Genomic DNA, 12,923 nt, shown 5'->3' with positions numbered 1-12,923 from the left:
CAGGGCACTGCTAACTGCGCCACAGTCCCATTAGTGATTGCTGCATAGACTTGACGTTACCAAGCACTTCGACACTGGCTTCGAAGCTACGAGTCGCCGAGATCATATCTGCCATCTCATTGACGACATTGATTCCTGAGTAGTAAACATAACCTTCGTCATTTGACAGAGGATTGTTTGGTTCATAGCGCCCCTCCATCATCGAGGACACTTCAACAACGTCGGCGATACGAATTGGTACCACGCCTTGATGTTGGGTTTCTTGTGCATTGAAATGGTTATAAACCGCTGAAAATATCGGTTTGAGTGGTTTATAAACTTTTGAAGGGTCACCAGAAACAGAATCGGCGTTCGCCAAGTTACTGGAGATAGTGTTAAGCCTGACGGTCTGAGCACTCATTGCCGAGCCCGCCGTTTCATAGATACCTAAGAATGACATGGTGTCCCTACCTAATCAATTCACTTACTGGCCCTTGATGGCCGTTTTGATACCGTTAATTTTCGACTGCAAAAATGCCAAGCTTTGGTGATAGTCCATCACATTTTTGGCGAATCTTGCCTGTTCATTTTCGAGCTCAACGGTATTGCCATCTCGCGTTCTTTGCACTGGAATCCGATATTGTGCTGAGGTATCGATATACCAATCTTTGCTGTTACCAATACCACTCAATACTGCATCAAACTTGAGATCCATTGCCTTGTAATTTGGGGTGTCCACATTGGCAATATTCGAGCTTAATACCGCTGCTCTGTCCAAACGAAACTGCACTATCTTGGGGTGAACCCCAAATGCATCGTCTAAGTGAATCATGCCCTAGCCTCATCCATCATCGACCCAAATTAAAAGCAAAATAGGTCGTTATAGTTTTGTGTATTTCTCACTCAACCCAAGTTGAAATGAGAATGCTATAACCTATAGTTAGGAATAATTAGCGTGTCAAATTTGAGAACGCTCACAAATAGTAATTATTGGGACTTGACATGAAAAAATGTTCGTTAACCGAATTCGGCAACCCGAGTATTAAGATGCGTAAATTCCTGCTCAAACACGCCGGACATTTCTCTAATGAGGTTGTTGATATTTTTAAATTTAACTTCTCTTGTCGACACGTTAAAGCCAGTTTTTCAGAGGCACACAAACCACCTAAAAATAGCATCAAAACAGTGCTAAACATCGAAGATTTCGGTCATGTTTTTTTCTTTATCGAGCCACAAGCTGCCGATATTCTGCTATACAAACACTTGAATACTCCTTCACCTACCCGAAAATCGAAGAGAAACAGTAGTGACACAACTCTCACTCAAACCCACTTGAGATTGTTTCAAAAACTCACTATGGCGATCACTAACACCCTTACCGCTGATGCCAGCCATTACGCTGTTGAGCATACAGATCATCAGCCTTCGGACATTGGTACTACCATCACCTTCAGTTTCGATGATCAACAAATTGACATCACGTTTATGTTGGATGACAGATACGTTAAGAAGCTACGCGACATGATGGAAAGTAACGAAACTTTCGATAGAGAGGAAATCTTAAACAATTTGCGATATCAACCGGTTGAACTGGGGTGTGTAATGCTCCACGGACAGTGCACGTTACACGAGTTGTCTAAACTGCAACCCGGTGATTTTATGCCTATGACCTTATGTAAAAACTTAACGGTCAAAGTAAATGGGCACCCAACTTTTTTTGGCAAACTTCAATCTATTAACTCTGAGTTAGGAGTAGAAATCGATGGCTAGTGATAAACAAACTCCGCCCATTGACAATTCAATGAGCGACCTCAACTTGCATGAAGAGTTACCAGATCTAGACGATTTGGATTTGGACGACCTTGCAGACGATATTGAATTCGAAGCTGAGCAAAATGATGTCAGCAATGTCTCTCTACTGAAAAGCATTCCTGTCGACATCACGGTAGAAGTTGCTCGTAAAACGTTAATCCTAGACGAGCTGCTTAATTTAAAAGCCGGCAGCGTAGTCATGCTAGAGAAACACGAAGGTGACCCGGTCGATATAAAAATCAATGGTACTGCATTTGGTACTGGTGAAATCGTCTCAAAGAATGGTCAATATGGCGTTAGGTTGTTGAGCATTATAAAAAAACCTAGCAAGTAGCTGTTTGGGCGAGCTCAAGGACGACAATGCCAATACGAATTTTACTGATGGTGCTTACTTTTTGGTTCTCTCCTGCGCAAGCAGAGGAGCTGACTATATTAAGTGAAACCAACACATCCGAAGGGACTGAATACAGCGTTAAGCTGCAAATTCTGATTTTGATGACGATGCTGAGTTTTGTGCCAGCGTTTGTCATCATGTGCACCAGTTTCACAAGAATCGTTATTGTGTTAGCGATCTTACGCCAAGCCTTAGGATTACAGCAAACGCCTCCTAATCAGGTTTTAATTGGTATTGCACTTATCTTTACTTTGCTGATTATGCGCCCTGTCTGGACCAAGATATACGACACGGCTTATGTTCCTTATTCCACCGACGATATTACTCTAATGGAGGCCTTAGCCTCGGCAGAAAAACCGCTGCGCCGTTATATGTTGGACCAAACCCAGCGCAAAGCGCTCGAGCAAGTGACGAAAATAGCTGGAGAGAAAACCCTCGCCTCAGATGAAGAAATCCCCTTCTTAATATTACTGCCCGCTTATTTATTGAGTGAGTTAAAAGTAGCGTTTCAAATTGGTTTCATGCTGTTTCTGCCGTTTTTAGTGATCGATCTCGTTGTCGCATCTGTACTGATGTCCATGGGTATGATGATGCTTTCGCCACTCATTGTTTCCTTACCCTTTAAGCTCTTAGTATTTGTCATTGTTGACGGGTGGGGCTTGCTGATGGGTAGCCTTGCCAATAGTTTTTGGATTAGCGGATGAGCCCAGAAGAAGCCGTCACGCTGGTCAGTCAAGCCATATGGGTCATCATCCTGATGGTCTCTGTGCTGATTGTGCCCAGCCTTATCGTCGGCTTAGTGGTAGCCATCTTCCAAGCTGTTACCCAAGTCAACGAACAGACGCTGAGTTTTCTTCCAAGGCTTCTAGTGACCTTACTGTCCATCATTTTGGCGGGGCATTGGCTGCTACAGGAAATCAGTGACCTATTTCTGTTTATCTTTGATGCGATTCCGACCAAAGTTGGGTAATCGTGATGCAGCTTACATTTACTGAAATCACTCAATGGCTTGGTATTTTATGGTGGCCATTTGTCCGTTTAACAGGCCTATTTCTTATTGCGCCTTTCTTTGGTGACAATGCGATTCCTGTAAGAGTTAAGCTGCTGTTTGCTTTTATCTTTTCGTTACTGCTGGCTCCGCTGGTCCAAGAAGTGCCACCCTTTAATCCATTTAGTATCGATACCCTATTGTTTTCGCTGTATCAGTTAATTTTTGGTTTCCTCGTTGGCTTCGCCGTTATGATCTTCTTCACTATTTTTTCCATTGCAGGACAAGCTATTTCGATGCAGATGGGACTAGCGATGGCGGTAATGAATGATCCAGCTAATGGCATCAGTATCGCCATTATTGGACGGATTATGTTTATCACCTCAATGCTACTATTCCTGTCCCTTGATGCACATTTGGTGGTGCTTTTGGTGTTTAAAGAAAGCTTTACCTATTGGCCGCTTGACTCCGCTTTCCCCTTCAGCAGTATCGATTATGTACTCAAAATGGTGTCGTGGATGTTTGCGACAGGTTTGCTAGTGGCGGTGCCTGCGATAGTGGTGATGCTGCTTAGTAACATCACTTTTGGTCTGATGAATAAAGCAGCCCCTTCCCTAAACGTGTTCGCACTTGGTTTTCCAATGACCATGTTACTGGGCTTATTTGCGTTAATGGCCTCCTTAACGGGTATTGGCGATCACTACTTAGATTTAGTTCTGGAACTTAACCAACACCTGCATTACATGTTGAGGCTGCCTAATGTCTGAGCATCAAGATTCGGGCGATAAAAGTGAACAGCCCAGCCAACATAAACTCTCCAAAGCTCGCAGAGAGGGACAAGTTCCGCGTGCCAAAGAGTTTGTCTCTTCCATTACCCTTATAAGCGTAGTGGCCTATTACGTCCTGAATATCGATATGATCAAGCAAACATTTATTGAGCTGTTCTTAGCCAGTTTTCAATTCGATACTCAAACCATCAGCCATTGGATGACTTCGGTCGAACTGTTAGGCACCGCCCTTTTTTCCATGGTGATGTTGTTTTTTCCTCTATTGATTTACCAAATTATCGCCGCCATAGTTGGTTCTACTTTATTGGGAGGGTGGATTTTCAGCCCTTCACTACTAACGCCCAAGCTTGAAAAAATCAGTCCCATAAAAGGGATAAAGCGTATTTTCTCAACACAGTCAGTGGTGGAGCTGTTTAAAAATGTGTTTAAGGTAACGCTGTTTTTCAGTTTGTTGTACTGGGTGATTTCCAGCTATGTCTCCGTCATCACTAACCTAGTAAGTGCCCACTTTGATACTGTGGTGTTCACTGTCGCTACGATTACCATAGAGTACCTTGGTTACTTGCTGCTTATTGTTCTGATATTTGGCCTTTTTGACTTCCCCTACCAGCGTCATGAATTTACTAAGCAAATGAAGATGACTAAGCAAGAGGTAAAAGATGAGCACAAGGAGCAAGAGGGACGCCCCGAGGTGAAAGCGCGAATCCGACAAATCCAAACTCAAAATGCCAAACGAGGTGCCAATGAAAGAGTGCCAAAAGCCAATGTGGTGCTTATTAACCCTACGCAATATGCCGTCGCCTTGATTTATGATTTGACTCAGGCCGACGCACCTTTTGTTGTTGCGAAAGGCAAAGATGAAGTGGCGGTATACATTCGTGAATTGGCAGCGAAACACAGTGTTGAAGTGGTGGAAAGTGCTGAGCTTACTCGAGCTATTTACAATACGACCCAAGTTGACCAAATGGTGCCTAATCAATTATTTGTGGCTATCGCTCACATTCTTACCTACGTTAACCAACTGAAAGCATGGCGCCAAGGACAAAGAAGCAAGCCAAATGGCTTGCCTCGTTTCGATATCCCTAAGGTTTGGTCTGATCCTAATGAACCGGCTGAGTAACCGTCTCTAGTCTAACAGCCGACACTTTAAACTCAGGTATTTTGGCGTAAGGATCCGTAGCAGTATTGGTTAGCTTGTTCGCTGCAGACTCGGCAAAGTGGAACGGCACAAATACCACACCTTGTTGCATTCGCTTAGTAACAAAAGCAGGCGCACTAATTTCACCACGGCGCGACACCAGTTTCACGGTCTCACCATTAGCAATACCTAGTCGCTCTGCTTCTTCCACACTCACCATAATGCGTGGTCCCGCAAGATTGTCTAACCCTTTAGTTTTACGAGTCATGGTACCTGTGTGGAACTGTTCTAGAAGACGCCCCGTCGTCAATATTAACGGGTATTCGTCATCAGGAAGCTCTGCGGCATATTCGAATGGAATGGCTTTCATCGCCCCTTTACCGCGAACGAACTGGTCTTTGTGCATGATGCGCGTACCAAATGGCTTAACCTCATTACACGGCCACTGCAGACCATTACCACCGATCGACTGCCAACGAATACCATAATATTGCGGTGTTACATCGGCGATTTCCTCAGTAATATCCTGCACCGTTTGGTAAGCCCAGTCACTGCCCATAGCATTAGCGATTTCTTGAATAATGCGCCAGTCTTCTTTCGCTTCACCCGGTGCTTGAACCGCAGGCACTAAACGCTGAACTCGTCGTTCTGTATTGGTAAAGTGTCCAGCCTTCTCTGCAAACGAGTAAGACGGCAGAACCACATCCGCGAGTTGCGCGGTTTCCGTTAGGAATATGTCCTGAACCACTAAGAAGTCGAGCGACTTCAATCCATGAATGGCGTGTGCTTGGTCTGGGTCACTGAGCACAGGGTTCTCTCCCATGACATACAACGCCTTAATGTCACCATCACAGGCACCATCAATGATTTCCGTCAGCGTTTTACCTTTCTCTGTCGGTAAGGTCTCGCTATTCCAAGCCTTAGCGAATTTGGCCTGAACCTCTGGATTAGTGACCTTCTGATAGCCTGGATAATCCGTTGGCAGAGCCCCCATATCACATGAGCCTTGAACGTTTGATTGACCACGTAGAGGGTTAATGCCGCCACCTTCAACCCCGACGTTGCCGCAAAGCATTTGTAGATTAGCTATCGAGCGCACGTTGTCGTGACCTGTCGTGTGCTGCGTGATTCCCATCGAGTAGAACACGGAAGTCACTTTGGCCGTACCAATAAGCTCTGCCAATCGCTCGATATCGAACGCAGCCACGCCAGTCACCAACGCAGCGTTAGCCGGTGAGTAAGACTCTTTACGAATCTCTTCAACCAAATCGCTGTAACCTTCGGTGCGCTCTTCGATATAGGCATCATCCTGCCAGCCATTTTTATCGATCACATGCATGATTGAGTTAAGCAACATAACGTCTGTGCCTGGACGATGACGAACATACAATTTGGCATGATCGACCATATCGATACGTTTTGGATCGGCCACAATCAAGGTTGCCCCGTCCGCAACTGCTTGTTTGATATGAGAAGCAATGATTGGGTGAGCAGCACTGGTATCTGAACCAATAATAAAGATAACGTCCGAGTGTTTAATACTTGGAATATCGTTGGTCATCGCGCCACTACCAAACGCTGCTTCCAAACCTGTTACTGTCGAGGAGTGACACAACCGCGCACAGTGGTCGATATTGTTGGTGCCAATCTCACGACGGAACAGTTTTTGGAAGGCGTAGTTATCTTCGTTGGTGGTCTTTGCCGATGAGAAACCGGCCAAGCTGTCACTGCCATACATAGACTTAATTTTACTCAGCTTATCAGCGACGTACTGCACGGTTTCATCCCAAGAGGCCGGTACCAATTCGCCTGCTTTTCTAATCAGTGGCGTAGAAAGTCGCTCTTCACTTTGGATGAAATCAAAGCCAAAGCGGCCTTTCACACACAGCATACCTTGGTTTACTGGAGACGTTTTATCCCCTTTGACGTAACGAATTTTATTGTTCGCCGCATCCACGTACAGCTCAACACGACAACCTACCCCACAATAAGTACAGATAGTTTTCACCGGTGTCAGCATCTCGATTCGACCGTGGGATTTATCTCGCTTATCAGACAGTGCTCCCGTTGGGCACACCTGAACACACGCACCACATTGAACGCAGTTGCTGTCGCCCATAGTGGCACCGTTAGGGAAAGAAGGACGGTGTGAAGTTTCTGAAAAGTTTAAAATACCGTGAACCGATTCGGTCTGACACGCATGAACACAGGAGCCACAACTAATACAACGGTTGGCATCGAAAACAATAAACTCGCTGGTTTTGTCCACTGGGAACATTTTGCGCTGGTTAATGTTTATCTCTCGATAATCCACTTTGTACTCGGTGGCGTAATCGCGAAGGTCACATTGAGTGTTTGCTTGACAGCCGCACTCTAAACAGCGCGCAGCCTCAGCAATAGCCTTCTCATCCGACATACCTAGTTCAACCTCTTGATAGGTTGTTTGGCAGGCTTCTACCGACAACTGCTCTGCTTTAGCTCGCGCTTTGGCTTTTTCTTGCAGATATTCTGTTTGGCGAACTTCGCTCAAACGCTCTGCTTTGTGACTATTAAACGCTCTAGGTTCAGGTTTAAAGTGACCTTGAAGAATGTAACGCTCAATAGCATCGGCAGCTTTCTTGCCATCAGCGATAGCTTCAATGGCCGTTGCTGGTCCACGTCTGAAATCACCAATACTGTATACATTGTAACCATGGTGCATCGAATCACCGTCAGAAGACGCAGTACCCCAATCGGTCAAAGGTAAAGGATGTTTGGCGGATTTAAGAAACTCGACGTCCGGTTTTTGCGATAACGCTGAGATAACAGTATCAAAAGCGACAGTCTCAGTTTTACCAGTAGAGACAGGGCGACGTCGACCAGAGCTATCAGGCTCACCCAACTCCATTATCTCTAACTCAATATGCTCAACACGCCCCTGTGAATCGGCAAGGTTGCATTTAGGATTGGTCAAAAACTTAAACTTAACCCCTTCTAGCTCTGCCGCTTCAATTTCATGCAGTTCGGCTGGCATCTCATTTCGAGTGCGACGATAAATGATGGTCGTCTCCGCACCTTCGCGAATGGCAGTTCGCGCACAATCAATCGCGGTATTACCACCACCGATAACGGCCACCTTCTTGCCAATGGTGAAGGTTTTGTCCGTCATATGGTCTTTTAGGAAATCAACACCAAGTACACAGCCCTCTATGTCAGAGCCCGGATACGGCATATTGACCGCCTTGGTTGCTCCAACAGCAAGGCAGACCGCTTCATAGTTGTCTGTCAGCTCATCAAGAGCAATATCTTTACCAAGAAGTGTGTTGGTATGGATTCTCATCCCACCACGGCGCATCAGCTCAATTTCTTTATCCAGAATATCTTTCGGCAAACGGTACTCTGGAATGCCATAGCGAAGCCAGCCACCAGCCTCTGGCATGGATTCAAAAACGTCGACAGCAAAACCTTGGTAGCTAAGGTAATAACCACATGCCAATCCACCCGGCCCTGCACCAACAATGGCGACTCGGTGGCCGTTGTAAGGGAGTTTCGGCGGCTCAAATTGCTCGGCTAGCGATAAATCAATATCCGCAGCGTGACGTTTCAGCTGGCGAATTGCGAGCGGTTCGTCAACCAAGGTACGACGACATTCATGTTCACAAAAAGCAGGACACACACGACCAATGGAAATCGGCATAGGTAGCGTGTCTTTGATGATTTTTACGGCTTCGTGATGATCGCCTTGTGCGATATGGTGTAGGTAGGTTTGAATATCGACATGTGCAGGACATGCGACTTTGCAGGGTGCTTCACAGTCGGCATTGTGATCCGCAAATATTTTATTGAGTGCCTGTCTTCTAAGGTTGTTAATTTGAGCAGACTGAGTAACGATGGTCATGCCATCTTGGATTTTTGTCTCACACGCCTTAACGATACCTTTCCCCACCACTTCCACGACACAAAGGTCGCATGACTGCTTGTCGTTGTGCTTACTGATGGAGCAAAGAGAAGGGACATCAACTTGAATATCTTTTGCGACATCTAGGATGCTCTTGTTTTCGCGCAGAAGATACGTTTGACCGTTGATAATTACATTCATATAGAGCTATCTCTTTCAGATCGATGAAAAAACTCCACTGAACTCGCACTCGAAAGCACACGACGTTATCGCCGTGTAAGAAAGGTAACACGCAGTTTATTGACGCTATCTAGCGACTGAAAAACCTCGTAGACACAAAACCTTGTAATAAGTACGACAAACCATCAGTCAATCTCTGCTCTAATGATCCGTGTCACAGTGGTAGAACAAATCTAAAATGAGAAATCTTGGTGCTCTCAGGGAGTCCCCCTTCAAGGGGATTTAAATTAGGAGCGAAACTACCTTAATTATACCCACACTATAATTAAGGTCAAACATCCCTACTTTAAGTGAGTGTAATTCTCATTGGCGTAAAATGGTAAATAGTGAATCGCAGTGATTGATACCTTAATCGGGTCAGCAGAAATCATAACGAGGATTCAAAATGAAAGTACTTAAAGATATCACCATCAGCTCTATTATCACTACTGTCGTAATGCTAGTACTCAATGCTTCTTGGGACTGGGTGTTCATTGCAAGCCTTGAAGTGGCAGTATACGCATCAGTGGTGTTAACCGGCATGCTTAAAGGTGCTATCTCGCTTGAAAAAGTTATGGCGTCGTACTTTCTTAAGCACAAAACTCTACCAAAGCTAAAACGTGGTATTTCGTCTTACATCATCTTAGTGGGCTCGAAGTTTCTCGCCATGGGCATTATCGCTATGCTGTTCGGTCAGCATGTGGCCTTTACTGGAGCATTTGGTGGCGTTGTCGCGTTCTTCGCTATTATCTTTGCCGTACTTGGCTTGGAAGGTGTCGTAGCAAAACTCGGCAGCAAAGCTAGATTAGCTTAAAGAAGTGTTTGATACTCAGAAATGCAAAGAACCTCGCTAAAAAGCGAGGTTCTTTTGAAAGTAAAAAGCCCCGCTATGAAAGCGAGGCTTTTTGAAAAGTGGTCGGTGAAGAGGGATTCGAACCCCCGACCCTCTGGTCCCAAACCAGATGCGCTACCAAGCTGCGCTATTCACCGAGATTGTTGTCTTGAGTTTTGCTCAACAACGGATGCGTATATTAATGATAAATTCATTTGAAGCAAGGCTTTTATAACAACTTTCTTTGCATTTGAGTTTGATTGCTCATCATATCGCCAGAAGCACGAAAAATGTGACCAAATACACACAGTGACATACAGGTTATTAACACTCAAAGTACAATTGATCCAGATCAGTGTTCATTTTAACACCAAAAGTTAACTTATCCCTGTCGTCAATACTTTGGAGGAAACATGGACTTTTGGCTTGATCTCCTATTTGGTAATGCAGTGGGCTTATCTTCAATGCTAGTTATCTTTGCAGCGCTGGGCTTGATGCTGTTTTACGGTGGTTTCTTCATCTACAAAGTAATGAATGACAAATCTCCTCACTAGAATCGCTTAGCTTCTATTTCGAATAGAAAACCGCTATGCACCGGAGTGGATCGCCTGTTCACTCCGGTTTTTTATTGCTCTCACCTCTTGCTAATATTCGTATATACTCCAGTTAAAATGGCTTATCCGAGATGAAGTTATGTCTCAAGACGATGATCTAGATCTATTCCAACAGATGATGGGCGATGTGAAGCCGATTCACAGCGACACCGTTGAACTTAAAAAGACCCACCAAGTGTCTGACGCGCATTTGGCCAAGCGACAAGCAGCGCTTTGGCTTTCTGAGCAAGACCCTGAGTACCTTTCAATTGATTATGCTCCGATGATCAAACCAGACGACTTAATTGAGTTTAAGCGTGATGGCATGCAGGAAGGTGTCTATCGCAAACTGAGACTGGGTAAATATCCGCTGCAAGCAAAACTCGACTTGCACCGGAGAACGCTTAAAGAAGCACGCGATGAAGTGGTGAAGTTTCTGCAACAGTGTATGCGTATGGACATCCGCACTGTGCTTATTGTACATGGGCGCGGCGAACGCTCTAACCCACCAGCATTAATGAAGAGTTATCTTGCACATTGGCTAACTCAGATAAAAGATGTTCAGTGCGTTCATAGTGCGCAGCGGTTCCATGGAGGAAGTGGTGCGGTCTACGTTATGCTAAGAAAGAGCCAAGAAAAGAAGCTTGAGAATCGAGAGCGTCATCAAAAACGTACGAGTTAAGTGACTTACCGCTCAGTTGAGTATAAAATACGCGACCTTAATTTTGTGTCTGACCAATATAGAGTGAATACTGCGCATGCCTAACGCTGCTGAAGGAAAACGCCTTAACAAATACATTAGTGAAACTGGCTTTTGTTCTCGTCGTGAAGCTGACAAGCTGATCGAACAACAACGTGTCACTATTAACGGCAAAATTCCTGAGATGGGAACCAAAGTGTTGTCAGGAGACAATGTTGAAATCGACGGTAAACCAGTTCGCAGCAAAGAGAAGCCAGTCTATATTGCGTTGAACAAACCAACGGGTATCACATGTACAACCGAACGTGATGTTCCGGGCAACATCGTTGATTTCGTTGGCCATCACAAACGTATCTTCCCAATTGGTCGACTAGATAAACCGTCCGATGGTCTTATCTTTTTGACTAACGATGGCGACATCGTTAACAAGATTCTCCGTGCGGGTAACAATCACGAGAAAGAGTATGTAGTACGTGTCGACAAACCTGTTACTCGTGATTTCTTGAAAAAGATGGGCTCAGGTGTTGCGATTCTGGACACTGTAACTCTGCCTTGTCGTGTCGAGCAAGAAACCAAATTTTCTTTCCGTATTACCCTAACTCAAGGGTTAAACCGTCAAATTCGCCGTATGTGTGAAGCACTGGGTTTCGAAGTGTTAAAACTTCGCCGAGTCCGCATTATGAACATCTCTATTGATGGAATTCCCAATGGCAAATGGCGCTACTTAACTGATCAGGAAGTGGCTGAGATTCACCGCCTTTGTGAAGGTTCAGTGAGTACGGAAGAAGCATCACGCAAAGATGCTAAAGGTCGTCATATCACTAAGGCTACCGATGCTAAGCTGCATGACGCTCGAGCAGAAGCAAAGCGTGAAAAAATGAAAACCTTCTCAGGACACGGTGCAGATGAGTTTCGTCGTAGCCCGAATAAAAACAAACGTCACAAGCAAGAGCAAGGACGTTCAGAAAAGGCTCGTAATCACCATGGTAAGACGCAAAACCGTAAACCGGTCGCTGCTAAACCAGATTCATCTAAACCAAGTAAGCCGAAAACGCGCGTTGGCGGTACCCTATCCCTCAAGAAATAGTCAGTTGTAAATGAGGCCTGCTTAGGCCTCACATAAATTGACAAACTTCGCTCGCGTTAGCATCGCCAAGTCACTCGGTGCTAACTCAATCTCCAAACCTCTTTTTCCAGCACTGACGCACATTTGCGCTCTCGCTTCCGCTGAGATATGAATAAAGGTCGGTAACAACTTCTTTTGACCAAGAGGGCTGATGCCACCCAACACATAACCAGTGGTTTTTTGTGCGATATCCTTATCTGCCATCTCTGCTTTTTTCCCACCAGCCGCCTTTGCTGCGAGTTTTAGGTTTAGCTTTTCTTCAACAGGTATCACCGCTACAGCGAGGTTTTTCGGTTCTCCATTGATGGCGAACAGTAGAGTTTTAAATACGGATTCAGGATCTTGTCCTAACGCTTCTACCGCCTCTAAACCATAACTTTCATGCCTTGGGTCATGGTCATATTGATGAACGGTATGAGTGATTTTTTTCTTTTTGGCAAGGTTAATAGCCGGTGTCATAACGTATCCTTGGTAGTT

At 45.1% G+C, this 12,923-nt stretch carries 13 protein-coding genes, 1 tRNA gene and 1 pseudogene; 10 read left to right on the top strand and 5 right to left on the bottom strand.

What is annotated here, in order from left to right:
* Window positions 1-10 precede the first annotated feature (10 nt).
* Window positions 11-439, bottom strand: a complete 429-nt coding sequence (flgC, locus tag HW45_RS21820) for a flagellar basal body rod protein FlgC (protein ID WP_006074304.1) — start codon at window positions 437-439, stop codon at window positions 11-13.
* A gap of 24 nt (window positions 440-463) precedes the next feature.
* The gene (locus tag HW45_RS21815; RefSeq protein ID WP_038229742.1) at window positions 464-811 is read right to left on the bottom strand and encodes a flagellar basal body protein; all 348 of its coding nucleotides are present in this window, start codon (window positions 809-811) and stop codon (window positions 464-466) included.
* A gap of 170 nt (window positions 812-981) precedes the next feature.
* Between HW45_RS21815 and HW45_RS21810 the strand changes: the two genes are divergently transcribed.
* The 6 genes from HW45_RS21810 to flhB are packed head-to-tail and all read left to right on the top strand — an operon-like array spanning window position 982 to window position 5,081.
* Complete coding sequence (locus HW45_RS21810) at window positions 982-1,749, top strand: FliM/FliN family flagellar motor switch protein (RefSeq protein ID WP_038229740.1); 768 nt, start codon at window positions 982-984, stop codon at window positions 1,747-1,749.
* Window positions 1,742-2,125 (top strand): FliM/FliN family flagellar motor switch protein, encoded by a 384-nt coding sequence (locus HW45_RS21805; RefSeq protein WP_051868279.1) that lies wholly within the window; start codon window positions 1,742-1,744, stop codon window positions 2,123-2,125. Before HW45_RS21810 ends, HW45_RS21805 begins: the two co-directional genes overlap by 8 nt.
* Window positions 2,126-2,151: 26 nt before the next feature.
* On the top strand, window positions 2,152-2,889 hold the full coding sequence (gene fliP, locus HW45_RS21800; protein ID WP_038229737.1) for a flagellar type III secretion system pore protein FliP: 738 nt from the start codon (window positions 2,152-2,154) through the stop codon (window positions 2,887-2,889).
* Complete coding sequence (gene fliQ, locus HW45_RS21795) at window positions 2,886-3,155, top strand: flagellar biosynthesis protein FliQ (RefSeq protein WP_006074299.1); 270 nt, start codon at window positions 2,886-2,888, stop codon at window positions 3,153-3,155. The genes fliP and fliQ overlap by 4 nt, the downstream gene beginning before the upstream one ends.
* A 5-nt stretch (window positions 3,156-3,160) precedes the next feature.
* Entirely contained in the window at window positions 3,161-3,940 is a 780-nt protein-coding gene (gene fliR, locus HW45_RS21790; RefSeq protein ID WP_038229734.1) for a flagellar biosynthetic protein FliR, read from the top strand.
* Window positions 3,933-5,081, top strand: a complete 1,149-nt coding sequence (flhB, locus tag HW45_RS21785; protein WP_038229732.1) for a flagellar biosynthesis protein FlhB — start codon at window positions 3,933-3,935, stop codon at window positions 5,079-5,081. The genes fliR and flhB overlap by 8 nt, the downstream gene beginning before the upstream one ends.
* On the opposite strand, the gene fdhF is transcribed toward flhB, so the two are convergent.
* Entirely contained in the window at window positions 5,062-9,177 is a 4,116-nt protein-coding gene (fdhF, locus tag HW45_RS21780; protein WP_038229730.1) for a formate dehydrogenase subunit alpha, read from the bottom strand. The genes flhB and fdhF overlap by 20 nt on opposite strands.
* 424 nt (window positions 9,178-9,601) lie before the next feature.
* Here fdhF and HW45_RS21775 point away from each other — a divergent pair, with 424 nt between their 5' ends.
* A complete protein-coding gene (locus HW45_RS21775) occupies window positions 9,602-10,009 on the top strand; it encodes a hypothetical protein (RefSeq protein WP_051868276.1) in 408 nt (135 codons plus the stop codon).
* Window positions 10,010-10,108: 99 nt separating this feature from the next.
* Here the strand turns inward: HW45_RS21775 and HW45_RS21770 are convergent.
* A tRNA-Pro gene (locus tag HW45_RS21770) sits at window positions 10,109-10,185 on the bottom strand.
* Window positions 10,186-10,440: 255 nt separating this feature from the next.
* Between HW45_RS21770 and HW45_RS29040 the strand changes: the two genes are divergently transcribed.
* The 3 genes and pseudogenes from HW45_RS29040 to rluF form a co-directional block, all read left to right on the top strand.
* Window positions 10,441-10,581: a DUF3149 domain-containing protein gene (locus tag HW45_RS29040; RefSeq protein ID WP_038229728.1), complete on the top strand. Its 141-nt coding sequence runs from the start codon at window positions 10,441-10,443 to the stop codon at window positions 10,579-10,581.
* 139 nt (window positions 10,582-10,720) lie between these two features.
* On the top strand, window positions 10,721-11,302 hold the full coding sequence (gene smrA, locus HW45_RS21760; protein ID WP_038229727.1) for a DNA endonuclease SmrA: 582 nt from the start codon (window positions 10,721-10,723) through the stop codon (window positions 11,300-11,302).
* Between the two features lie 76 nt (window positions 11,303-11,378).
* A pseudogene (gene rluF / locus HW45_RS21755) lies at window positions 11,379-12,245 on the top strand (23S rRNA pseudouridine(2604) synthase RluF); the annotation flags it as partial.
* 183 nt (window positions 12,246-12,428) lie between these two features.
* On the opposite strand, the gene ybaK reads toward rluF, so the two are convergent.
* On the bottom strand, window positions 12,429-12,905 hold the full coding sequence (gene ybaK, locus HW45_RS21750) for a Cys-tRNA(Pro) deacylase (protein WP_038229724.1): 477 nt from the start codon (window positions 12,903-12,905) through the stop codon (window positions 12,429-12,431).
* Window positions 12,906-12,923 lie beyond the last annotated feature (18 nt).

The sequence above is a fragment of the Vibrio sp. ER1A genome (assembly GCF_000733315.1).
Lineage (GTDB): Bacteria > Pseudomonadota > Gammaproteobacteria > Enterobacterales > Vibrionaceae > Vibrio > Vibrio mediterranei.
Note: the sequence above shows the minus strand (reverse complement) of the source record. Positions and strands in the feature narration are given on the sequence as shown.

Bases quoted from the DNA above. Each gene is read 5' to 3' on its own strand.
- HW45_RS29040 (WP_038229728.1), top strand. From the start codon at position 10,441: ATGGACTTTTGGCTTGATCTCCTATTTGGTAATGCAGTGGGCTTATCT.
- HW45_RS21815 (WP_038229742.1), bottom strand. From the start codon at position 811: ATGATTCACTTAGACGATGCATTTGGGGTTCACCCCAAGATAGTGCAG.
- fliP (WP_038229737.1), top strand. From the start codon at position 2,152: ATGCCAATACGAATTTTACTGATGGTGCTTACTTTTTGGTTCTCTCCT.
- flhB (WP_038229732.1), top strand. From the start codon at position 3,933: ATGTCTGAGCATCAAGATTCGGGCGATAAAAGTGAACAGCCCAGCCAA.
- fdhF (WP_038229730.1), bottom strand. From the start codon at position 9,177: ATGAATGTAATTATCAACGGTCAAACGTATCTTCTGCGCGAAAACAAG.
- smrA (WP_038229727.1), top strand. From the start codon at position 10,721: ATGTCTCAAGACGATGATCTAGATCTATTCCAACAGATGATGGGCGAT.
- flgC (WP_006074304.1), bottom strand. From the start codon at position 439: ATGTCATTCTTAGGTATCTATGAAACGGCGGGCTCGGCAATGAGTGCT.
- ybaK (WP_038229724.1), bottom strand. From the start codon at position 12,905: ATGACACCGGCTATTAACCTTGCCAAAAAGAAAAAAATCACTCATACC.
- fliR (WP_038229734.1), top strand. From the start codon at position 3,161: ATGCAGCTTACATTTACTGAAATCACTCAATGGCTTGGTATTTTATGG.
- HW45_RS21775 (WP_051868276.1), top strand. From the start codon at position 9,602: ATGAAAGTACTTAAAGATATCACCATCAGCTCTATTATCACTACTGTC.
- HW45_RS21810 (WP_038229740.1), top strand. From the start codon at position 982: ATGAAAAAATGTTCGTTAACCGAATTCGGCAACCCGAGTATTAAGATG.
- HW45_RS21805 (WP_051868279.1), top strand. From the start codon at position 1,742: ATGGCTAGTGATAAACAAACTCCGCCCATTGACAATTCAATGAGCGAC.
- fliQ (WP_006074299.1), top strand. From the start codon at position 2,886: ATGAGCCCAGAAGAAGCCGTCACGCTGGTCAGTCAAGCCATATGGGTC.